20 protein-coding genes are annotated in these 24,625 nt (G+C 28.5%); 3 read left to right on the top strand and 17 right to left on the bottom strand.

Features of this window, described 5'->3' with window-relative positions; translation table 11 throughout:
- Window positions 1-311 precede the first annotated feature (311 nt).
- The 12 genes from hemE to F1B92_RS01030 form a co-directional block, all read right to left on the bottom strand.
- Window positions 312-1,334, bottom strand: a complete 1,023-nt coding sequence (gene hemE, locus F1B92_RS00975; RefSeq protein WP_154570053.1) for a uroporphyrinogen decarboxylase — start codon at window positions 1,332-1,334, stop codon at window positions 312-314.
- Between the two features lie 15 nt (window positions 1,335-1,349).
- Complete coding sequence (locus F1B92_RS00980; RefSeq protein ID WP_154570111.1) at window positions 1,350-1,859, bottom strand: YqhA family protein; 510 nt, start codon at window positions 1,857-1,859, stop codon at window positions 1,350-1,352.
- Window positions 1,840-2,586 carry a hypothetical protein gene (locus tag F1B92_RS00985; protein WP_154570054.1) on the bottom strand — a complete coding sequence of 249 codons (747 nt, stop codon included), beginning with the start codon at window positions 2,584-2,586 and terminating at the stop codon, window positions 1,840-1,842. The genes F1B92_RS00980 and F1B92_RS00985 overlap by 20 nt, the downstream gene beginning before the upstream one ends.
- The gene (locus F1B92_RS00990) at window positions 2,586-3,608 is read right to left on the bottom strand and encodes an aspartate-semialdehyde dehydrogenase (protein ID WP_154570055.1); all 1,023 of its coding nucleotides are present in this window, start codon (window positions 3,606-3,608) and stop codon (window positions 2,586-2,588) included. Before F1B92_RS00990 ends, F1B92_RS00985 begins: the two co-directional genes overlap by 1 nt.
- Complete coding sequence (gene gyrA, locus F1B92_RS00995; RefSeq protein ID WP_154570056.1) at window positions 3,595-6,159, bottom strand: DNA gyrase subunit A; 2,565 nt, start codon at window positions 6,157-6,159, stop codon at window positions 3,595-3,597. Before gyrA ends, F1B92_RS00990 begins: the two co-directional genes overlap by 14 nt.
- Window positions 6,160-6,239: 80 nt before the next feature.
- Window positions 6,240-6,809: a ComF family protein gene (locus tag F1B92_RS01000; protein WP_154570057.1), complete on the bottom strand. Its 570-nt coding sequence runs from the start codon at window positions 6,807-6,809 to the stop codon at window positions 6,240-6,242.
- A 9-nt stretch (window positions 6,810-6,818) separates the two neighbouring features.
- Complete coding sequence (locus tag F1B92_RS01005) at window positions 6,819-7,358, bottom strand: YajG family lipoprotein (RefSeq protein ID WP_154570058.1); 540 nt, start codon at window positions 7,356-7,358, stop codon at window positions 6,819-6,821.
- A gap of 65 nt (window positions 7,359-7,423) precedes the next feature.
- Window positions 7,424-7,828, bottom strand: coding sequence for a hypothetical protein (locus F1B92_RS01010; protein ID WP_154570059.1), 405 nt, complete (start codon window positions 7,826-7,828; stop codon window positions 7,424-7,426).
- Window positions 7,825-9,537, bottom strand: a complete 1,713-nt coding sequence (locus F1B92_RS01015) for a M3 family oligoendopeptidase (RefSeq protein WP_154570060.1) — start codon at window positions 9,535-9,537, stop codon at window positions 7,825-7,827. The genes F1B92_RS01010 and F1B92_RS01015 overlap by 4 nt, the downstream gene beginning before the upstream one ends.
- Window positions 9,538-9,546: 9 nt before the next feature.
- Complete coding sequence (gene recR / locus F1B92_RS01020) at window positions 9,547-10,116, bottom strand: recombination mediator RecR (protein WP_154570061.1); 570 nt, start codon at window positions 10,114-10,116, stop codon at window positions 9,547-9,549.
- Window positions 10,117-11,406: an ArsS family sensor histidine kinase gene (locus F1B92_RS01025; RefSeq protein ID WP_154570062.1), complete on the bottom strand. Its 1,290-nt coding sequence runs from the start codon at window positions 11,404-11,406 to the stop codon at window positions 10,117-10,119.
- The gene (locus tag F1B92_RS01030; protein ID WP_154570063.1) at window positions 11,403-12,074 is read right to left on the bottom strand and encodes a response regulator transcription factor; all 672 of its coding nucleotides are present in this window, start codon (window positions 12,072-12,074) and stop codon (window positions 11,403-11,405) included. Before F1B92_RS01030 ends, F1B92_RS01025 begins: the two co-directional genes overlap by 4 nt.
- Before the next feature lie 114 nt (window positions 12,075-12,188).
- Between F1B92_RS01030 and dnaJ the strand changes: the two genes are divergently transcribed.
- Complete coding sequence (gene dnaJ / locus F1B92_RS01035) at window positions 12,189-13,271, top strand: molecular chaperone DnaJ (RefSeq protein ID WP_154570064.1); 1,083 nt, start codon at window positions 12,189-12,191, stop codon at window positions 13,269-13,271.
- 4 nt (window positions 13,272-13,275) lie between these two features.
- Here dnaJ and F1B92_RS01040 read toward each other — a convergent pair whose 3' ends face one another.
- The 5 genes from F1B92_RS01040 to F1B92_RS01060 are packed head-to-tail and all read right to left on the bottom strand — an operon-like array spanning window position 13,276 to window position 20,618.
- Window positions 13,276-13,653 carry a response regulator gene (locus tag F1B92_RS01040; RefSeq protein WP_154570065.1) on the bottom strand — a complete coding sequence of 126 codons (378 nt, stop codon included), beginning with the start codon at window positions 13,651-13,653 and terminating at the stop codon, window positions 13,276-13,278.
- The gene (locus tag F1B92_RS01045; protein ID WP_154570066.1) at window positions 13,646-17,506 is read right to left on the bottom strand and encodes an ATP-binding protein; all 3,861 of its coding nucleotides are present in this window, start codon (window positions 17,504-17,506) and stop codon (window positions 13,646-13,648) included. Before F1B92_RS01045 ends, F1B92_RS01040 begins: the two co-directional genes overlap by 8 nt.
- Window positions 17,478-18,290 carry a hypothetical protein gene (locus tag F1B92_RS01050; protein ID WP_195836263.1) on the bottom strand — a complete coding sequence of 271 codons (813 nt, stop codon included), beginning with the start codon at window positions 18,288-18,290 and terminating at the stop codon, window positions 17,478-17,480. Before F1B92_RS01050 ends, F1B92_RS01045 begins: the two co-directional genes overlap by 29 nt.
- A 50-nt stretch (window positions 18,291-18,340) precedes the next feature.
- On the bottom strand, window positions 18,341-20,146 hold the full coding sequence (uvrC, locus tag F1B92_RS01055; RefSeq protein ID WP_154570068.1) for an excinuclease ABC subunit UvrC: 1,806 nt from the start codon (window positions 20,144-20,146) through the stop codon (window positions 18,341-18,343).
- Window positions 20,133-20,618 (bottom strand): hypothetical protein, encoded by a 486-nt coding sequence (locus tag F1B92_RS01060; protein WP_154570069.1) that lies wholly within the window; start codon window positions 20,616-20,618, stop codon window positions 20,133-20,135. Before F1B92_RS01060 ends, uvrC begins: the two co-directional genes overlap by 14 nt.
- Window positions 20,619-20,785: 167 nt before the next feature.
- Between F1B92_RS01060 and guaA the strand changes: the two genes are divergently transcribed.
- Window positions 20,786-22,324 (top strand): glutamine-hydrolyzing GMP synthase, encoded by a 1,539-nt coding sequence (guaA, locus tag F1B92_RS01065; RefSeq protein ID WP_154570070.1) that lies wholly within the window; start codon window positions 20,786-20,788, stop codon window positions 22,322-22,324.
- Window positions 22,325-22,613: 289 nt separating this feature from the next.
- On the top strand, window positions 22,614-24,386 hold the full coding sequence (locus F1B92_RS01070; RefSeq protein WP_229770856.1) for a DUF262 domain-containing protein: 1,773 nt from the start codon (window positions 22,614-22,616) through the stop codon (window positions 24,384-24,386).
- Window positions 24,387-24,625: the final 239 nt, after the last annotated feature.

Genomic DNA, 24,625 nt, shown 5'->3' on the forward strand with positions numbered 1-24,625 from the left:
GGGTTGGATAAAGTGGATTTTTTGTAAATTTTAAATAAAGGTTTTAAATTTAAAAACCTCATCTGACAAGCATTTTAAGCTATAAATTAAATTTAATTTATAAAATTTTGAAAATAATTTTATTGGCTGGAGTTTGAATTAAATTAAAAGAAAAGTTGAAGATGTGATTTAGTATAAATTTATATTTAATTATATTAAAATTATTAATAAAATATGTTAAAAAAGTATTTTAGATTTTAACAACATTATCAAAAATTCAATAAAGTTTTATAAATCAACCAAAGAAAACTTATTTCTTTGGTTTTTATAGATTATTTTACTGACAACTCATGGACTAAATTTATCAGATATTTTGCATTTTCTACAGGTATATCGGGTAAAATTCCATGCCCTAAATTAAAAATATGAGATCTACCTTTCATAACTTCAAGGATGTTTAAAACACCCTCTTTAATGGCTGTTTTGCTATACAAACGACAAGGCTCCATATTTCCTTGAAGTGTAAATTTATGAGATAATTTATTTGCGGCTAGCTCCATAGGCGTACTCCAATCAACCCCAAAAACATCAAAATTTCCATCTATTTTTTCTAAAAATCCACTAATGCCTTTTGGAAAAACTATAATAGGAATTTGTGGATATTTAGCCTTCAGATAATCGCAAATTTCTAAAATATATTTAAAACTAAACTCAAAAAATGCACCCTCTTCTAAAGCTCCAGCCCAACTATCAAAAATTTGAACAGCATTTACTCCAGCTTTAATTTGATTTTCTAAATATATTTTTGTGGCTTGAGTCACTAAATTTAAAATTTGATGCAAAAATTCGGGGTTTTGGTAGAGCAATTTTTTACATTTTGCATAAGTTTTAGTTCCAGCTCCCTCAATCATATATGTCGCAACAGTCCAAGGTGCCCCACAAAATCCAATCAAAGCCTTCTCATAAGCTAAATTTTCCCTTACGCATTTAATGGTATCATAAACGTAGTCTAAATTTTTAACCCCTTGTTCAATATCGAGTTTATTTAAATCATTAATTGTCTTTATGGGATTTTTAAAAACAGGCCCTTCACCCTTTACAAATTCTAAGTCCATTCCCATTTCAAGAGGAACAACTAAAATATCACTAAATAAAATCGCAGCATCAACGCCCAAAATTTCTACAGGTTGCAAGGTAACAGTGGCTGCTTTTTTATAATCTTTGCAAAGATTTAAAAACCCACCAGCTTCATTTCTAACAACCATATATTCATTCAAATACCGTCCAGCTTGACGCATCATCCAAATAGGCGTATAAGCTACATCTTTTTTAAAACACGCATCCACAAAAATCATATCTATCCTTTAAATTTAATGATTACTACCTTTATGTAAAAAATATAACCCAACACACAATCCAAGTATCGATAAAGCCAAATAGCACATTTCCAGAGGTGTTTCAAATTTTGTATGCAAAACTCTTTGGAAGAAATTTACTATTAATACCATTACTATAACTTTTCCTATCTTATCTTTTAACTGATCTAAACTTTTTACTTCTAAAACTTTTGAGTGTTTTGATAATTTCATTGGCTCTATTTCAGATATAAAAAGCTCATATATACCAAAGCTAAATATAAATAAAACTAAAGCCATTAAATATAGATCAATAGCCCCTACTATCGCACCAACAGCATCTGAGTGAAGATCTAGCGCTTTATTTCCTATTGCAAAATATTGCCACGCTCCAACCAAAACTTTAACAATATCATAACTAGCTATCACAAAACAAATAATAGCACCAATTAGTCCAAATATAACAGGTAAAATTGTTATAATTCTTGAATTCCAAAGAATCTTTTCAAAAATTTTTTCTATCATATATTTTAACCTCTCCATATAATTTAAATTTATCAAAATTATCATTTTGTTTAAAAATTTCTACAAAAATTGTTTTTTGACTTGGCTGTATAAGCTTACAATAATTAATGCCTTTAGTTAAATTTTTTGCAATACCAACAGCCAAACTACCGCTTCCGCAAGCACTTTCAAAAAATAAAGTATCAACATCTCTTACATAAACAGCAGGAAAAATTAAATCATCATCACAAATGATAAATCCGCAAGCTTTAAATTTAGTAAGACCGTGTTTTTGAAGCTCTAAAAAAGCAAATTTTTTAAATTCATCATCATCTTTAAAACTAAATTTTTCAAAACTCACAATGTGAGAAATCTCTTTTAAATTTACAAGGATTTGATTATCTTTTAAAAATTTAAAATTAATAGAATTTAATTTATTACTAATATAAATTAAATTTTGAAATTTGCCACACTGATAATCTTCACCACAACTATTAACTATGCAAGAATTTGTATTATCGCTCATTTCCAAAAAAGCAGCACTTCTAATGGCATTCAAACACGTTTCTCCGCCAGCCATTTCAAGTTTAATGCCACCATCAATTTTATTTAAAAATCCTACTTGCTCTATGAAATTAAATTTATTCATTAAATTTTTATTAATTTCATATTTGTCAGTTTTAGAGAAATTTTCATCCCAAACAAGGGCAGTTGGATTTCCGCAAGGGATGAGAATTTCAAATTTCATTAGTTATTTTCTATCCATTTAAGTGCAATTTTAACTGCATTTGTTGCAGCACCAACTCTTATTTGATCGGCGCTACACCATAAATGAAGAATTTTATCATCAAAATTATCTTTTCTTATCCTACCCACAAAAGTCTCATTTGTATTAGAAGAGATAATCGGCATAGGATAGATATTGTTTTTTACGTCATCATATAATTTCACGCCTATAGCATTTTTTAAAATTTCTTTCACTTTTTCTACGCTAAAATCATTTGCAAATTTAATAGTTATAGATTCGCTGTGACTTCTTAAAACTGGTACTCTAACACAAGTTGCTGAAACTTTAATATTTTTATGTAAAATTTTAGACGTTTCATTAACCATTTTCATCTCTTCTTTTGTATAGTCATTATCTAAAAAAACATCAATATGAGGAATCACATTTAGTGCTAATTGGTGCGGAAAAACCTTGTTTTCATACTCATCAAGTCTAAAAGCAAAAAATTCTTTTAGCTCATCTACTAGCTCATCCATTCCTTTTTTGCCAGCTCCACTTGCTGCTTGATATGTGCTAACATCAACACGCTCTATATCAAAAGCATCATCAAGTGGCTTTAAAATTTGAACCATTTGGATGGTTGAACAGTTTGGATTAGCAATAATCCCTGTCTCTTGCCATGCATTTATATCATCTGGATTACATTCAGGAACCACAAGAGGAACATTTTCTTGCATTCTAAAATGACTTGTATTGTCTATCACAACTGCTCCGCTTCTAGCAGCAAAAGGAGCAAAATGAGCCGATACAGATCCACCAGCACTAAAAAATACAATATCAATCTCATTTTCTTCAAATACGGTTTCAGTAAGCTCTTTTACTTGATAATCTTTTCCTTGAAATTCAACTACTTGACCAGCACTTTTTGCACTAGCAAGAGGCAAAAGATTATTTACAGGAAAATCATATTCTTCTAAAAGCAACAAAATTTCCTCTCCAACAGCACCAGTAACACCCACAATAGCTACATTATATCTCTTCATTTTCATCTCCCATCTCTTCATCTTCTTCTATTTTTGGACAAATGGCTATATTAACGACCTCTTCTCCATCCACATTAACAACCTTAACTCCGCTTGTATTTCGCCCTGCTTTTCTAATGCTTTGCATATCGACTCTTATCATCTTACCGCTAGTTGTTAAAGCCATCAAATCCATTTCATCATCAACAATAACAATACCTATTAAATCCCCTGTTTTATTTGTTAGCTTCATACAAATCACGCCCTTGCCTGCTCTTTTTTGAAGCCTATATTCATCAGCAGTTGTTCTTTTACCAATGCCTTTTGATGAAACACTTAAAATTTCTTGATTATCATTTTGAATGACTGTTGCACCTATTACGCTATCTTCATCCTCTTTAAATTTAATAGCAGTAACACCGCGACTTACCCTACCTATCTCTCTAAGACTACTTACATTAAATTTAATACACATACCTTTTTTGGTAGCTACTAAAAGCATTTGTCCGCTAGGAATTTCATCTCCTTCTATTTGATTAACCTCTTCTGTTTCATCAATGTTTTCTTCTAAATTTTGATTAGTTAAATTTAACTCAAATTCATCTTTTTCTATAATTAAAGCCGTTACAACTTCATCATTTTCATCTAAATTTATAGCTTTGATTCCAACGCTTCTGATATTTGAATACTCGCTTAATTTAGTTCGTTTTACTATGCCATTTTTTGTGAAAAATGCTAAAGATTTATTCTCATCAAAATCATTTGTTGGGATAATAGCCATAATCTTTTCATCTGGTTGCAAATCTATTAAATTTACAACTGCCTTACCTTTTGCAGTTCTGCTACCTTCTGGAATTTTATATACTTTTAACCAATATAATTGCCCTCTATCAGTTATAAACATAAGAGTGTCATGAGTATCACAAATAAAGAAATTTTCTATAAAATCATCATCATAAGTTGTAAGTGCAACCTTTCCTTTGCCACCTCTTTTTTGTTTTTCATAGGTTTTACTTGGAACTCTTTTTATATATCCGCGGTGAGTTATGGTTACAACCATATTTTCATTAGGAATTAAATCTTCAATATCAATTCCCTCATAATCATCAACTATTTCAGTGATTCTAGGACATTTAAATTTACCTTTCATCTCTAAAAGCTCATTTTTAATAATCTCTTCAATCAATTTTTCACTTTTTAGGATGTTTTCTAAATTTTGAATCGTTTCTAAAATTTCTTTTAATTCAGCCTCTATCTTATCTCTTTCAAGACCCGTTAAACGGCTAAGTCTCATATCTAAAATAGCATTTGCTTGAAGCTCACTTAAACCAAATTTTGCCACTAAAGAGTCTCTTGCACTTATGGTGTCAGGACTATTTTTAATAAGTTCTATAACATCATCAATATTATCAAGAGCTATTTTTAAACCTTCTAATATATGAGCTCTAGCACGAGCTTTTTGAAGTTCAAAAATAGTTCTTCGAATGATTACTGTTTTTCTATGATTTAAAAATAACTCTAAAAGCTCTTTTAATGCAAAAATTTTAGGCTCTTTGTTATCAATGGCTAGCATAATAACGCCAAAAGTTGTCTCCATTATGGTGGATTTAAAAAGATGATTTAGCACAACATCACTCATCGCATCTCTTTTTAGTTCTATAACAACCCTAATGCCATCTCTATCACTCTCATCCCTTACTTCGCTAATGCCATCAATTTGTTTATCTTTTACTAATTCTGAAATTTTTTTAATTAAATTTGCTTTATTGGCTTGATATGGAAGCTCATCTATAACTATTATATCTTTATTTGATTTCTTTTCGATATGAGTTTTGGCTCTAATTTTTATAAGACCTCTGCCTGTTTTATATGCATCAATTATTCCTTTTTTGCCAAAAATAATACCACCTGTTGGAAAATCAGGACCCTTAATATGCTTCATAATCTCTTCAAGTGTTGCATTTTTGTTTTCAAGAAGAAGAAGTAAGCCATCAATGAGTTCATCAAGACTATGTGGAGGTATATTTGTAGCCATACCAACAGCAATACCGCTACTTCCATTTAAAAGTAAATTTGGCACTCTTGATGGTAAAACATCTGGCTCATTCAAGCTCTCATCATAATTTGGAACAAAATCAACAGTATCTTTATCTAAATCTTTCAAAAGCTCTTCTGCTAAATTTGTCATTCTAGCCTCTGTATAACGCATAGCAGCAGCACCATCGCCATCAACAGAACCAAAGTTTCCCTGACCATCAACTATAGTAACTCTCATAGAAAATGGTTGTGCCATCCTTACTAATGCATCATAAACAGCAGTATCACCGTGTGGATGGTATTTACCAATAACATCCCCAACTATACGAGCCGATTTTTTATATGGACTTCTACTTCCAACACCAAGATCATTCATTGCATATAAAATTCTTCTATGAACAGGCTTTAAACCATCTCTAGCATCAGGAAGTGCCCTACCAATAATAACGCTCATAGAATAATCAAGATAGCTAGTTTTAATAGAATCTTCTACATCTATAATCTGAATATCTTCTTCAAAAAGTGTTTTTTCCATAATATTTCCTACTTTAAATTAACCTCTTATTATATCAAAGCTTATCTTTTAGTTTGGTTAAATTTGTATATTTTTTAAATTTACTCCCTTGCATCTGCCAAAACCAATCCAAAAAGAACCCTTATGTCACTTTTATCTAAAATTTCGTGAGCTTGTTTTAGTGTTTCGCCAGTCGTTATAATATCATCCACCAAAATTACTGGTCTATCTATTGCTTTTAAAATCTTAAATTCTCTTTTATGTTTTTGCCTAAAATTTAGAGTTTTGCCACTGTATTTTATTTTGGAATTCATTTTTAATGAGTTAAATAGCGGATAAATTTCGCTAGTTTTTAGCGAATTTGCTAAAATGGCCGTATGAGAATACCCACTTGTTACATCGTTATCAACGCCAATTGCATATACTTTTTCATATAAATTTAGCGTTTTAGCGAAATTTTTAAAACTCAAATTTGCTAAAATTTTATAAACAAAAACTCCGCTAAGGCTATGTTTTGTGTGGATTAAGTGTTTGATTTCACTATACTTATAAAAAGAATACACATTTAATTTTCCAGCCATTCTTTTATTTGGTGTAAATTCGCTTAAATTTCTAATACAATCTTTACAAATAAAACTAAAATTTAATTTACCACAATTTAAACATCTCAAATCAAATACTTATTTTATATTTTCTACCACTTGTTTAACCAAATTTTTAGCCAAATCTTCTAAAATTAACTTCAAATTCAAAACATCTTTTGCATCTGCTAACTCGATAATATTTTTCAAAATTCGCTTAGTCGTTGTAACAGAATTTTTCTTGATCTCTACAAAAATTTCACCAATTGCATTTAAATTTTTGTCCTCATCTGGAGTTATATTTATATGAAATTTATTAATAGTTAAACCTATACTTAATTTTTCTAAATTATAAATTATATCGTTTGATTTTAGCTCTTTAATCAATGCATCTTTAAACCAAATTTCTAAATCACTTTCCAAAAAAATATCTTTATTTAAATTATCGCCATTTAAAAATACAGCTTTTTTATCACGCCTATTATCAACAACATATTTTATAAATGAAATCTCTTTGTAATTTTGATGAGAATTTAAATTTTTATTATTAATATAAGGATTTAAAACAATACCGCTTTTTTGGTAAAAACATCCACTAAATACAATCGCAAAAATAGCAATAAAAAATAAATTTTTCATAACCCTCCTTTAAAAAATTTAATCAAATTTAAAACAAAAATTCGAGAGTTTTATATAAAATTTTATCAATCTAAACTAAAAGCTCTCTTTGATCTCTCTTTGCTACTTTGATTATTTGTAGCAAGATTTAAAAAAATAGGAGTTTCATCTACTAAAATTTGCAAAACACAATAGTATGGAATACTTAAAAAACTCACAAAATCCTCCTCGCCAAAAGCAGCCTCGAAAGTAAGGCAATCGTCTTGAATTTTAGCAGTTTCAAGAGTGTATCCGCCAAGTTCAAAAACAATAATAGGCAAATTAAAATTTTTCATTATTTTTTCTGGAAGAATTGGATCAAACTTTACTGATTTTAAATTTACAACAATTTTAAAATTTGAAATGTTATTTATTAAATATGCCAAACACTCTTTTGCGTGAGAACTCATAAGATTTCCAAATTTTATATCTTTTGATATCTGATTTATCATTTTAGTTCCTTAAATTCGCTTACTAGATTTCTAACCATTTTTATACCAATCTCCCAAAACTCCTTACTTTGTATATCAAGACCAAACATAGCCAACATATCCCTAGGACTTTTACTTCCTCCAAGACTTAAAAATTTAGTATAAATTTCTACAAAATTTTCACATTTACCGCTTTTATAAAGTTCAAACAAAGCCAAAACTAAAAGTTGGGCATATGAATAACTATAACAATAAAATGGAGTGTGTATAAAATGAGGTATATAACTCCACCAAAATTTATAATAATCATTTAAAATAAGGCAATCTCCAAACATATCTTTAGAATGTTTATACCAAATTTCGCCTATCTCATCACTGCTTAATTCATTTTTATAAGAGTGAATTTCACGCTCAAATGTAGTAAAATTTATCTGTCTATAAAGAGTAGCAAAAATATCTTCAAGCTTTGATGATAATAAATTCAATCTCTCTTTTTTATCGGATTTTTTATAAACATAATCAAATACCAGCATCTCACAAAAAACAGAAGCAGTCTCAGCCGTAGTAAGCGGAGTGTTAGAATTTAAAAAACCAACTTTATAAGCTAATTTTTGATGTATTGCATGTCCTAATTCATGAGCTAGCGTAAAAAGATCTCTTCTTTTTGATGTAAAATTCAACAATACAAAAGGATGTATGCTACTTACTGCTGAGTGAGAAAATGCTCCACCAATTTTATTATCATCTGGATATACATCTATCCAATTTTCATCAAAAGCCGTTTTTGCAATATCACCAAATTCTTTACTAAATCCATTGAAAGCTTCTAAAATTATCTCTTTACAATCTTCAAAACTATAATACTTATCATCTCCAAGTGGTGCATATCTATCATAATCATAAAGTTCATCATAACCTAAAATTTCACGCTTTTTATTATAAAAGTCACTAACTAAATCAAAATTTTCTTGAGTAACTTTTATTAGACTATCAACACTTTCTTTTTCTATTTGATTATTTTCATGCATAACATCTTCGCCAAATTTATAGTTTTTTAAGTCGCATGTAATTTTTAAATCTGTTTTTATCATATTAAAAATATAGCTTAAAAGATGGCTGTTTTGTTTTAAAGTATTGCTTAAACTAAGAGCTGCTGTTTTTCTAACTTCTCTATCTTTGCTATGTAATAAGCTTAAAATTTCCTCTTCCTTTAAAAGCTTATCATCAAATTCAAATCTTAAATTACTCATCGTTTCATCAAATAATCTAGCAAACGCACTAGATCCAACCAAGCTAACTCTAAGTAAAATTCTCTCTTCTAAAAAAGTAAGCTCGTGAGATTTTTGCTTAACAATCAAATTTAAATAATATTTATAATTACTAGAATTTTCAATGAAATTTTGTTTTAAATTTTCATCTAGTAGATTAAATTCTATACTAAAAAATAGTAAATTTTCTGAAATTTTATTATACAACTCTTCGATTTTTGCCAATTTAGAACCACTTTTTGTATCAATAGCAAAATTAAGATAAGCATAAGTTGTGAATTTAGCTAAATTTTCATTAATTTTTTCATAAATTTTTAACGCCTCTAAAAACTCACTACTGGTTAGATTTTGAAGATTATTTTGGTATTTTTGATTAAATTCAATAGAATTTTTCTCTGTTGAATTTATAAATTCCATGCATTCATTATCGTTTTTAAAAAACTCTTTTAGATTCCATTTCATATATTTCCTTTAAATATTCATTCTATCTTGCATCGCTTTTGTAAGCGAAATCATATCTATATTTTCAAGACTAACACCAGTTGGAATTCCTTGAGCAATTTTAGTAAAATGTATGTTAAATTGACTTAATTTATCCTCAACATAAAGCATAATGCCATCGCTATTTATACCAGGAGTCAATGCAAAAACTATCTCTTTGATGGAATTTTGAGATACTAAATTTACTAGCTTTTGGATAATTTCATTATTAACATCATCTAAAACAAAATAAAGCCCATTATAAATTCCGCTTTTTTCTAAAATTAACACATCTTTTGGATTTTCAACTATACATAATAAACTATTTTCTCTTGTTTCATCAATACAAATATCACAAATTTCATTCTCACTTAAAAAACCACATTTTTGACAACGTTTAAGCGACATAACTGCTGCTTCTATACTATGAGCTAAATTTAACCCTGAAAAAGAATCCACCAAACTAACATGATAGGCAAATCTAAGGGCTGATTTTTTGCCAACCCCAGGAAGTTTTTCAAAAGAGCTTACTAAATTTTCAAACTTTTCTAAATTCTTCATCTATTTTTTCTTTGTTTTTAAAAAATTTCTTTTAAAAGGTATTTCACAAGCTTTTTCCATCAAATCATTAAAAACTACACAAAAATGGTGTTTTCCATCATTATAAAAATAGTCTAATTTAAATCTATGCATAGCACAAATTTTATCTACAATATAAAGCCCAAGTCCCATTCCGGTGGCTTTTTCGTTTTTATCTCTAATAAATGCTTGCTTATAATGTTCAATCGACATTGTAAGAGGCTTTGCAACATTGCTAATACAAATTTCATTTTCTAAGCAATTTATATAAACTTTTTTATCATCTGAATATTTTAAAGCATTATCTATTAAATTTTTAATTGCAAGGGTAAAAAGCTGAAAATCTACATTTAAAATCACATCTTTTTGATAATTTATCTCTATATGCTTAGATGGATCATCTAGCATCATCATATCTTTTGCTTGCTCAAAAATTAGACTAAAATGGTATTCTTGGTAATTTAATGAGTATGATTTTGATAAAAGTTGCTCTATTTTTGCAAATTCATTTATTAAAATTTCCAGTCTTTCAAATATATCTACTAAACGCTTTTTTTGAGTTTCATCATCTATCATCTCTGATACAATTCTACCTTTTCCAATAGGAGTTTTTAGCTCATGCATTATCGTTCTTAGAAAAAGTTGGCGAGATTTAACTAAATCTTTTATTTTTAAAACAGCTTTATCAAATTCTTGTGCTACCTGAGCTATTTCATCATCGCCTTTTTCATTTAAAGTTACACTTTCTAAATTACCTGTTGCAAATTTTTTTATATTTTTATTTAGCTTTTTTAAAGGTGCTAAACTTTTCATCACAGAAAAATATAGAGAAAATAAAAGAGCTATAGTTAAAAAAAACCCAACCCAAAGCGGGTCGTTTAAATTATTGGCACCCATAGTCTCAAAAGCAATATCAAAAGCTTGATTTTCTATATACAAAAATAGAGAATTTTGATATTTAATTGATCTAAATTCGCCTATTGGAGTTAAGTTTCTAAACATAATCTTGCCACTATTTAATGCATTTAAAATTAAATTTTTATCTTTTACTAATGTTAAATTAAAGTTGCCAAAATATTGCTCTAAATCCTGTGGCGGTGTGCCTCTTTCATAAAGGCTTAATAAATAATTAATAGAATTTAATTGTGCTATTCGCATTCTATCAAAAGCTTGATTATTTTGCATATTACCAAAAGTAATAAAAAGAATGCAAACTAGAGTAAATGCGATAGCAAATACAAAACTTATCTTAACGCTTAAAGAGTATTTCATCCTAATAACTTATATCCTATTCCACGAACTGAAAAAATGTGTTTAGGGCTTTTTGAACTATCGCCTATTTTTGATCTAAGACGACCAATTATTACATCTAAGCTTTTTGAGTCTTTATCTTTTAAGCTTTTGCAATGATATACAAGTTGCTCTCTTGAGACTGAAAAACTATGCTGTTTAATTAAATATTCTAATATTTCATATTCAGCCGGAGTTAAGACTAAAGCCTCTTCATTAAAATAAATTTCATGCCTTTTTTCATCTATTCTAAATATACTGTCTACAACGTTTTCTTCAACTTTTGGAGTTTTATTATAACGTCTAATCAAACTCATAATTCTTGCATGCATCTCTTTTGGATCATAAGGTTTTGGCATATAATCATCAGCACCTATTTGAAGTCCCACGATTCTATCACTTACATCGCTTCTAGCTGAACTAATGATAATAGGAATATCATACTTTTCTCTAATTTCTTTACATACTTCAAGACCATCCATTCCAGGAAGAGTTAAATCTAAAATTAGCAAATCATAATTTTTTATACCAGCACTTATACCTAAATATGGATCTTCAAAGTTTGTAATTTTAATATTAAATTTTAGTAAATATTCAGATAAAAATTGCGCGTATTCTGTATCATCTTCAATCATTAAAACATTTATCATAATTAATCCTTTGGTTTAAAATTTGGCATATTATATCTTAAAATCGTAAAGATTTATAAATATTTTAGTATTTTTAGATAAAATTTGCGTTTTTAATATTATTAGGAGAGAAAATTGAGTGAATTAGATTATTATGAAATTCTTGAAATTTCAAAAGATGCTGACAGTAATACAATTAAAAAAGCTTTTAGAAAACTTGCATTAAAATATCATCCAGATAGAAATCAAGGAAATTTAGAGGCAGAGAGAAAATTCAAAGAGATAAATGAAGCATATCAATGCTTAGGAGATGAAGAAAAAAGAAAAATTTATGACAGATACGGTAAAGCGGGACTTGGCTCGTCTAGTGGATTTAGGGGTTTTGAAGATTTTAGTGATATATTTGAATCATTTTTTGGAGACGGCTTTTCAAGAAGCACTAAAAAAAGGGTTGATAATTATGTGCTGGATGTAGAGATAAATTTAAGAGTTGATTTTAAAGATGCAGTTTTTGGAACTCAAAAAGAGCTGAAGTATAAAATAAAAAAACCTTGCAAAACTTGCGATGGAAATGGCGGTAAAAAAAATACTTGTAAAACTTGTGGAGGAAGTGGAAAATTTACTCAAACCCGTGGATTTATGAGCTTTGTTAGCACCTGTCCTCATTGTAACGGCATAGGTGAAATTATAGTTGAAAAATGCAAAAAATGTTCTGGTCTTGGATATGAAGAAGAAGAGATTTGTTTTAAATTTGATGTGCCAAAAGGTGTTGATAATGGAATGAAAATTCGCATATCTCAAAAAGGAAATTTATCTAAAAGCGGAGAATATGGTGATTTATATGTAAATATAACCGTAAAAGAAGATGATAAATTTATAAGACATGGCGATGATGTTTATATAGAAATTCCTATTTTTGTTACTCAAGCTATGTTGGGTGAAAATATTTTGATACCAACCCTGCGTGGCGAAAAAAACTTAAAGCTTCATATTGGAACAAAAGATAAAGAGCAGTTTATTTTAGAAAACGAAGGTATAGAAAACATTAGAACTAAAGAAATTGGTAAATTGATAGCACAAATTTCAATCAAAATGCCTACAAAACTAAATGATGAACAAATCAAAATGATACAAAATTTACAAGAAAGCTTCGGAGTAAAAACAAATGAAATAGCAGAGACCAGCCTTTTTGAAAAAATAAAAGGCTGGTTTAAGTAGCACTTTAATCAAGTGCTGTAAATTTATTAATTTTTTCTATTAACAATTTCTCAACAATAGGCTTGGTTAAAAAATCATTTGCGCCCTTATTAAAAGCTTCTCTTTTAACTGTTTCATCAGTCGTAAGAACAATAACTGGAATTTTTGAAATTTTTTCCTTAACCTGGATATTATCTAAAAATTCAAGCCCGTTCATAACGGGCATCACAATATCTAAGAGAACGATATTTATATCATTTCTCTCAGTTAAAACATTCAAAGCCTCTAAACCATTATTTGCTTTAATTATCTCTCCAACATTGCTATGTTTTTTAAGCATAATCTCTGCTAATTTTAAATTTACTAAATCATCATCAACTACTAGTATATTTATATTATTCATTATTTTGCTCCATATAAGTATTTGCTAAACTTTCAAGTTCTGATTTTTTAATATTGCTTCCAAGTACGAGTGAAAATTTATCAGCAAATAATGCCTCATCATCATTTTGAGAATTTATAAATACAATAGTTTTAGTTATTTTATTATTTTGAGATTTTAAAATAAAATTAATCTTATCCTCATTTCCTTGAATATTTTTACTATCAATCATTATTAATTTATAGCAATTTTTATCCATAAATTTAACAACTTCTTCCAAATTAGTAGCTAAATCAATATTAGTTGAAAATTGTTTTAAAATTCCCATAAAAATTTTATTTTCAATTGTACTTTTTTTACATATTAAAATATCTCTATTAGCTAAATTTGGTAAGGCTGACACATTTTCATTTGTATTTAACTCAAATTCATCAACTAAAACTTCTTTTTTAATAGTAACTGGCACTTTTTTAACAACTTGTTTTATTACAGTTTGTGGTTTTGTTACTTTTTTTATTATAGTTTTTGGAACTTTTTTAACAACTTTTTGTTTAGTTATTTCAGTTTGAGCCCCTATTTTTCTACCCGGTATAAACATTTCTAGCTTTTCTGCTAATATATCTTTTTTAATAGGTTTTGTGCAATACTCATCAAGCCCTTCACTCATAAATCTCTCTCTATCACCCTTTAAAGCATTAGCAGTAACAGCTATAATAGGCACATGTTCTAAGCCATTTTCTCTCTCATACGCCTTTATTTGTTTCGTAGCTTCAACTCCATCCATAACAGGCATTGCTATATCCATAAATATAATATCAAAATCATCTCTAGATTTTCTTTGCTCAAGCGCTAATTGACCATTTTCAACTATAGTTAAATTTAGTCCAAAACTACTAAGAGTGTGCTTGATAAGTTTTTGATTAATCTCATTATCTTCTGCTACCAAAGCATTTGCTTTATACATTGTTTGACCTGGAGTTGATTTAATGGTTGTAACAACAGGAACTTCAATTTCAACCTCTTCTTCAACATATATAGTAGTAGGCTCTTCAACTTCTATATACTCAGTTACTTCTTCATTAACTATCTCATCTTTCCAAATCGTTTCTTCAACTATTTTGGTTAGTGGTTTTGCAGGTGCTAATACCTCTTCTATTTCTTTTATTGGTTGTTGTGCAGGTTCTAAAATTTTCTTTACTTCTAAATTTTCTAATTCATCAAGAATTGTAGTTGCTTCATTTTCCAAGGTATCCTGAATTGCTAAATTTTTTTCTTTTTCTAAAACTACGGTATCATTAAATTTAGTATCTTTTTCGATTTCGAGTTCGTCTAAACTAATATCTAATTCAATACCTTTTTCTTCAGGAATTGAAATTTGATCTAAGTTGTTGTCTTCAAATTTTACAACCAAATCTTCAGGAATATTTTCTACTTCAACATTATCACTAGTCTGCGATAAGTCACTTTGCGAAAAATCATCTTGAGTATCTTTAACTATAATCTCTTCATGCTGAGTTTTTGATTTCAAAATCTCTCTTATGCCCATTCTCTTTGCATTTTCTTCACTGTCTTCACTATTTACATTTTTTATTGAAGTTTGATCGAATTTTTTTGTTCCTAAAGATAGTTTTTCTACTGTTTTTAATAATTTAGATACATTGACAGGCTCTGATATCGTAGTTATGCCTATCTTATCGGTAAGATCAAGCATCTGAAGCTCTTTTAAATTAGCACTTAAGATAATTGGTAACTTCATACCATCGCTAACCTTAGGATATGAGCTTAATCTAGTAAATAAAACATCATAACTATCAACATCTATACTCTCATCATCGTCATAAATTTTAATTTTACCACCCATGTATTGGATATAATTTTTAAGTATATCGTTATAATTGCTGTTTATAGAATCAGTTATTAAAGCAAATCTTTTACCTTTTATAACGCTATATAAGTTGTGTGCGTTTGTTTTTTTAGTTTCTTTAAATGATAAAGTAAAGAAAAACTCAGATCCTTTTCCTTGCACTGATTCAACCTGTAAATTTCCGCCCATCATTGACGCATATTTAGAGCAAATTGTAAGCCCAAGTCCTGTACCGCCATACTGTCTAGTAACAGTTGAATCTGCTTGAGAAAACGCACTAAAAATTTTACTTATTTTATCTTTTGCTATACCAATACCACTATCTTTTACGCTAAATCTAACATTTGCTATACCTTCAATATCTGATTCTAGCCTTTTAACCTCAACCAAAATCGTTCCATTTTCAGGAGTAAATTTAACAGCATTGCTCATTAAATTAATTAAAATTTCTTTAATTTTTGTGATATCACCATATAGATGATTTACTAAACTTGGATCTATATAGGACATTAAATCTATATTTTTTTCTGTTGATTTAGCTGCATAAATTTCAATTGCACTTTCAATATCTGCAATAGGATCAAAAAGTATATCTTCAAGTTCAACTTTATTACTTTCAATCTTAGAAACATCAAGAACGTTATTAATAATAGTAAGTAGATTTTCAGAGCTTTTTTCTATAATATCAACATAATCTCTTTTTTCTTCATCTAAGTCTGTATTTTTTAATAACTCCGTAAAACCAATAATACCATTTAAAGGAGTTCTAATTTCATGCGACATATTTGCAAGGAATATTGATTTTGCTTTATTTGCTTCTTCTGCTGAAGCTTTCTGTGCTGCTATAACATCAATTGCATCTTGTATTACCGAATAAGCTTTTGTAAGACCGTCTGAGGTTCTTAAATCTATCTCTATATCTTGATTTGAAATATGGCTTACATTATTTAATACTTTGCCTAATTCCGAAATATTTTTTTGGAAAGTAACAACAAATTTAGCAGCCACTAATAAGAAGATAATCGCCAATACAAATACAATAAATGCTATTATAAGTTGTTCTTGCAAATTTTGTTGGTAATTATCAACTTGACTATCAAGCTCTTGCCCTATTTGCGTAGCGATCTGCTTAATTAAATTCACTTTCTCACTTATAGCAGAGAACCATTCCATCGAGCCAACAGTAAAATCTCCGCTCAATGCTTCTTGTTGAAGTTTTGTATTGAGAGTATTTACGTTTGAAATTATACTTTGCGATTCTATAGATGCTAAAAGTTTTTTAATATCATCCTTGATTTTAGAATCTGGTAAAGTCGTATAAGAAATCAAAGAGCTTTTGTTGCTGATTGCTTGCCAGTTGTTTATAGTCTCAAAGCTTGGTGTTTTACCGCTACCCAATAGAGTAACAACATAATCTCTTTGAAGACCAGAAGCATTCATAACTTCATATGTTAATACCAAGTTAGAAGAAATTGCCGATATTTCGGGCGTTGTCTTATAATTTTGTATAGTACTTAAATAGCTTATATACAAACTCTCTATCTCTTCAAAATACTTACCAAAAACTTCACTAAAATCAACATTTACATTATCAATACTTTGTCTAATCTTTCCTATTTGGCTAGTTAAATTTGCTATTTTAGATAATTCAATTGGAATTTCTTTATTAGAATTAAAATCTAAAATAGAGTGCTGTCTATTTTTATAATTAACCAAATAATCATTAAATTTAGCAATAATCTTATCTGTGTTTGATCTTTGATTTGTTAAAATCTCTTTTACATTGAAACGACCTTGGCTAGCGACATAAATAACACTCAGCCCTCTTTCATTTCTTATTTGCTCAACCAACTCTTTTGCATTATCAATATCTTCTATGGTTGCTGAAATGTATTTTGATGATTCGTAATTTTTATAAGAATCATAAACAAAAAAAGCAGCCACGAACAAAATAATAGCCGTTGGAACACCGGTGATAACCTTAATAATAGAAGTGGTACTTAGCTTCATTATCTTTCCTTTTCATAATATTTTTTCTCATTTGTGTAATTATATAGTGATATTCTCTAAAAGTTGCTGAAATTTCATCTTTTTTTAAATTTTCTAACTTATGAAGTATTTTTACAATAGATTTTATGCCCAACGATTGTGCGGAATCTTTTAAATTTATTAGCAAATTTATATAATTTTCTTTTTCGCCAAGAAGTAACATTTCATGTAAAAACTCCTCAGTTTTTACTGTTTTGTTTATAAATTCCTCTAAAAGTAATATAAAATTACTTTCATCTAATTCTAATCTTTGCAAATTTATATCTAACCAGCTCTTTTTGAGATTAAGTTCATTTTCTTTTTCTCTCTCTTGATTCGCTAAAATCTCTCTTTCATACTCCTTAACAAAAATATTTAAATTGTTGGGTATGAATTTATTGTTATTTTTATAATTTTGATTTAATAAAAGTACATTTGATAAGATCTTTTCATTTTTAATATTCTGTGGCAAAAAACAAACCATATAAAACTCGTCACAACTATCATTTTTATGCAAAATATCCACAAAAACAATGCATTTAACTATTGTGTTTTGAAAAGTTTTTATATTTATCATTGTTGTTTTTTGAGATTGCAAAAGGTATTGAGTGTAGTGTTTGCAATCAGCAAAACATTGGTCATTTAAAAAAAGATCATAAATATCGTTATATTTAGAACAAAAACTATCAAAACTAGGATATCCAATTAAATTCAAAATACTATTAGACATGCCTATGAGTTTAAAATTTGAATTATAAATTACCATCCAAGCCTTTCTTAAAATATAAAATAGTTTTGTATTTTAGCATATATTTTTTATTTTTCATCATAAAATAGCTTTTTTGCACTATTTTTTCCAATTAAATTTGAAATTTCATCAAAATTTGCTTTATAAATTTTATCAAAACTTCCATAATAATTAATAAGCTTTACAATTTTAGCTTCACTTAAGCCTAAATTTAGAAGCTTTGATTTTTCTAAATCGGATTTTGTTTTTGTTTTTCTATGAAATGAAATGGCAAATCTATGTGCTTCATCACGAAGTTTTTGAAAAAATTGAAGTTTTTTATCATCAGTTTGAAGATTAAAAACTCCTTGCTTTGTATAAATTTTATCTTTTGCTCCGCCTTTTGATCTATAAGCTTTACCATCAACTTTTTCTTTTGAAATGGCAATTACATCTATATTTGCTCCACTGCTTTCAACCATTAAAATAGCTAAATCTAAAAGTGCCTTTCCCCCATCAATTACCCACAAATCAGGTGGGCTTAACTTACCAAATCTATTTACTCTTAAATTTAAAAACTCACTCATTTGGTCGTAGTCGTTGTTTGCCTTTAGATGAGCATGGCGATAGTTTTGTTTTAAAAACCCACTTTCGTTGTATGCTATCATTGCTCCAACTATAGCGTTTCCTTGGATGTGTGAGTTATCAAATGCCTCTATATTTATAGGTAAATTTGATAATTTAAAATACTCTTTTATCTCTTTTAAAAACTCGTAATCGTGAGTTTTTAGATGTTTTTTGATATTTAATTTAGCATTTTCATAAGCAACTTGACAAATTTTTCTTTTTTGTCCTATTTTTGGATGAATGATTTGAAACTTTTTATCATGACGAGATGTTAGAATTTCACCAACTAATTCCCTATCTAAAAAGTCATCATTTACATAAATTTTTGTAGTTGTGATTGGTGAATTTAAAGGGTATGAGTCAATTAAAACTTGTTTATAAATTTCGCCTAAATCATGCTGAGTAAAGTCTTTTAAATTTACTACACTATATTTTGAATTTATTACTTTTCCTTCTCTGATGTTTAACATAACATAGCAAATAAAGCCTTTAAATTCAGCTACACTAATAACATCAAAATGTTCTAAACTTGCTAAATCAAGTTTTATTTTTGTATCAATGTTTTTTAAAAGTTCAATTTTATCTCTTAAATTTGCTGCTTGTTCGTAGTTTTCGTTTTTGGCATGATTTAGCATTTTGTCTGTTAAAGGTGGTATTAATGAAGTTGGGTTTTTTAAGGCATAAATGGCTTCATTTACTATTTTTTTATATTCTAACTTTGAAATATTTCCTTCACAAGGAGCATGGCAACGATCTATTTGATAAAAAAGGCAAGATTTTTTTCCTTTTATACAGGATTTTTTTTGAACTAATTTAAACTCGTTATATAAAATTTCTAAAATCTCTTTTGCACCTTTAAAATACGGTCCAAAATACTTTATATGAGAGCCTTTTATGACTTTTCTAGTTATGTCAAAGCGTGGAAATTCATCGTTTAAATCGATATAAATATATGGATATGTTTTATCATCACGAAGCAAGATATTATATTTTGGATTAAGTTGTTTGATAAATGAGTTTTCTAAGATTAATGCATCTGCTTCGCTTTTTGTAACTATATAGTCTAAGTGCTCAACCTGTAAAAGCATATTTTTAATTCTTAAGCTAACCCTTTTTGAAGGTTCTAAATTTGGAGTAAAGCTAAAATAGCTTCTTACTCTATTTTTTAAATTTTTAGCTTTTCCGACATATAAAAGTTTGCCATTTTTATCAAAATACTCATAAACTCCAGGGCTGTTTGGAAGGGATTTTATCTCATTTAGAAGCAAGTATAATCTTCCTTATCTCTTCAAATTTATTATAAAGATTTTCATCTTTAAAGTTATTTTTAAATTTGCCATTGCTTTTTTCAAAATATGGCGGAATTTGTGAAATTGTATTTTGGATATTTTTTAACGCTTTTTGCTGTCTTTTCATATAATTTGTAGCAACAAAAAATTTTACATCTTTGATTTTGTTTAATTTTGAAACAGGTCGCACTTTTATAAATAAATTTAATAAATATTTTATGTTTTTTATACTACTATCTCTTTTTAACTCTTGCAAACCTGCATTGTGTTTGCAAGCAAACATTAAAAGATTTGGAACTTCTTGATTTTTATCCTCTTTCTTAAGATAGATAAAAGCTGTAACCTCTTTATGGGTTGGGCTTAAGCAATTAAAGAAGTCTTGCAGATCTTTAATTTCATCATATAAAGGAGTTTTATGTATTTCTCTAACGATATCTTTAGTGTTTTTCATAAACGTATTTTAACATTTTTATTATTAATTTTAGTTGTAAGTTTATCAAGTGGTTGTGGATATAAAGCACCGCCTGTCTATTCAACAAATAAAGATATCAATATATCAAAGTAAATTTAGCTTACATTTGATATAATTTTATTTATTTGAAGTTTTAAAGGATATTTATGAACACAGCTGATATAGTAATTTTAGACTTTGGGTCGCAATACACTCAATTAATTGCAAGAAGATTAAGAGAACAAGGTGTTTATGCAGAGCTTTTACCATTTGATTCAAATTTAGAAATCATAAAAGAAAAAAATCCAAAAGGGGTTATTTTAAGTGGCGGACCTGCTAGTGTTTATGCAAAAGATGCGTATTTTTGTGATGATAAAATTTTTGATTTAAATTTACCGATTTTAGGAATTTGTTATGGTATGCAGCTAATTGCACATAAATTTGGTGCGGAAGTCGTTCCTGCAACTCAAAAAGAGTATGGAAAGGCTGATTTAAATTTAGTTAAAAAAAGCGATCTTTTTAAAGATATAGATAAAAATCAAATAGTTTGGATGAGTCATTCTGATAAAGTTATAAATTTACCAAATGGCTTTACAAATTTAGCCACTTCGCAAAATAGTGAATTTTCAGCAATTTGTGATGAAAAAAGGCAAATTTATGCCCTGCAATTCCATCCTGAAGTTGCACACACTGAATTTGGAGATAAAATTTTAAAAAACTTTGCTAAACATATTTGTGGTTGCGAAAGCACTTGGAATATGGGGAGTTTTGCAAAAACTCAAATTGAAAATTTAAAAACAAAAATTGGCAATGATAAAGTTTTATGTGCTGTAAGTGGTGGGGTTGATAGCTCTGTTGTGGCGGCTTTACTAGCTCATGCAGTACCTCAAAATTTAGTAGTTGTTTTTGTGGATAATGGGCTTTTGAGAATGGATGAAGCTAAAAATGTAGAAAATACATTTAAATCAAGACTTGGGATTGATATCATAAAAATCGACGCTAGCGAAATTTTTCTTAAAAGGCTTAGCGGTATAATCGAGCCAGAACTTAAAAGAAAAATTATAGGAAATACCTTTATAGAAATTTTTGAAGAAGAGGCAAAAAAACATAAAAATGTTAAATTTTTAGCACAAGGAACTCTTTATAGCGATGTTATAGAAAGCAGTAGCTTTGGTGGAGCTAGTAAAACCATAAAATCTCATCACAATGTCGGCGGACTTCCTGAAAATTTAAAATTTGAATTAATCGAACCATTAAGAGAAATTTTTAAAGATGAGGTTAGAGCTTTAGGGCTTGAGCTTGGACTTTCAAAAGATTTAGTTTTTCGCCATCCATTTCCTGGACCTGGACTTGCTATTAGGATAATGGGTGAGGTTACAAGTGAAAGGTTGGAGCTTCTAAGAAAAGCCGATGTGATTTTAAGGCAAGAGCTTAAATCAAGTGGGTGGTATGATAAGACTTGGCAGGCATTTTGTGTGCTTTTAAATGTAAATTCAGTCGGAGTTATGGGCGATAATAGAACGTATGAAAATGCAGTTTGTGTTAGAGTTGTAGATGCAAGCGATGGAATGACAGCAAGCTTTTCAAGGCTTCCATATGATTTATTAGAAAATGTAAGTCGTAGAATCATAAATGAAGTCCATGGAATCAATAGAGTTGTCTATGATATTTCAAGTAAGCCACCAGCAACGATTGAATGGGAGTAGTTAAAAAACCTGGAAATGCTTTAAAATCAATGGTTTTTCACACAAAATGTATATAAATGGTACTAAAATATTGCTGTTTGTGCATTCTGGTTTAAAGAATGAAGAATACTAAGATTTTGGAAAGACTAAGGTTATAAGTAAAGTAATAAACAATATAACAAAAGATTTTCAAAAAGAATTGGGCGAATACGGAAATAAAACTGCTTTGGGCGAATTTAAGGATGCTCATACAAAAGCGTTTTGAGATGATAGGAATTTACCAGCATGCAAAAAACGTCAAAAACCGACGATGGAAGAGATAAGAAAATCTATTGAAAGTATAATAAGAAAAATTTTATTTAAGAGAGGTGGAGATATGGCAACTACTATAGAGGTAAATAAAAGTAGTATTAAAGAGCTGTTAATGACAGGGGCAAAAGAAAAATTTTTGATCCCTGAATACCAAAGGCCTTATGCTTGGACTGATGATCAAGTTTTAACACTCTTTGAAGATTTAGTGGAATACACAAATAATCAAAATGAGTCATCATATTTTTTAGGCTGTATTGTTTCTTTTAGCAATAAAAACAAGGAGCAAGAAATAATAGATGGACAGCAACGAATAACTACTTTATTTTTGCTATTAAGAGCAATTCATAGAAAACTTCAAAAAATGAGTGATAGCAAGGAAAAGGATAATTTTATTAGACAGATTGAGCTGGCAATCTGGAAAATAGATGAATTAACAAGCGTTGCTGACTATAGTTCAGTTCTTATTGAGTCAAAAGTATTAGAAGTAGAATATAATCAGATTCTAGAAAATATTTTAAAAACTGGAGAAGTTGAGGATAAAAGCAAGGATAGATATTCGCTAAATTACAAGTTACTAATAAAATTATTAGATGAATATGCAAATAATGAGCCTTTAAATTTCTATAGATTTACAAATAATGCATTAAATAAGACAATTGTATTACCAATTAAAGCTGACACTCAAGAAACTGCATTAACAATATTCTCTACTTTAAATGATAGAGGCCTACCTTTATCAGATGCTGATATTTTTAAAGCCAAAATATATAATAAACTTAATGAAGAGAATAAAGCTAAATTTGTGGAAGAATGGAAAAACCTTACATTAAGATCAGAAACGGCAGCAGAAAGTATTCAAAAGTTGTTTTACTATTATATGTTTTACTTGAGAGCTATGGACAAGGATAAAAAGACAACTACACCTGGACTTAGAAAATATTTTGCAGAAGATAGCTTTTCTAGACTTTTTAAGGACAATCTATTACAAAACCTAAAAGATATTTTAGAATTTTGGGAGGTTGTTAATTGCAGAGAAGCAAAAGAATCAAAATGGACAACTAATTTTTCTATATTAAGTATTTTAGACATTCTTAGCTCATACCCAAATGAATTCTGGAAATATCCAGTAATTATTTACTATTTAAAAAATAAGAATAGTGAAAATTTTGAAGAATTATTTTTGACATTTTTAAGAAAATTATTTGTAAATTTATTTAAAGTATATATAGTATCGCCAACAATAAACTCAGTTAAAACAAGCGTTTTGAATTTAAATTCGTCTATTTTACATGATAAAGTGTTAAAATTTGATTTTAAAAATGTAACAGAAGATGAGTTGAAAAATGGCATTAAACATTTGCATAAAAATGCTGTTAGAATGTTATTAAAACTACTTGCTTACAATACAGAAGAACAAAATGAATTATTACCTTATAATTGGGAAATTGAACATATATTACCGCTGAAATGGCAGCCAAGCTATTTTAACACAAATAATGATGAAGTAAATGAATTAATAGAGACTATAGGTAATAAGATTCCTTTTGAGAAGAGATTAAACATTATTGCTAGCAATGGATACTTTTCAAAAAAACAAGAACAGTATGCAAAATCTAATATAGCGATTACAAAGGCAATGAGTAATAGTAATATTAAAGATTGGAAATTAGAAGAAATTAGGGAACGCAACATAAGAATAATTGATGAAGTGATTGATACATTTAATTCATGGGATAGTAGTGTAAGCGATAATAATATATTATCAAAATGAGGAAATAGAGGCTATTAGGTTAATTAAAAACAAAGGTTTGAAAAAATATCTATAGTTTAATTTAGTTGGTACTATAAATTTAGGAATAGAACTGGTAAAAATCTAAAAACGAGCTTAAATTAGAAGAAATTCCCAGTACACAACAAACAGCTTTTATTTTGAACGGTTTTGGATATAGAAGATTTAGGGTAGTTAAAACAAACACTAAAGCCTTATAAATATCCATTTTATAGGATTTG

The organism is Campylobacter portucalensis (genome assembly GCF_009690845.1).
In the GTDB taxonomy this organism is placed as follows: Bacteria; Campylobacterota; Campylobacteria; order Campylobacterales; family Campylobacteraceae; genus Campylobacter_B; species Campylobacter_B portucalensis.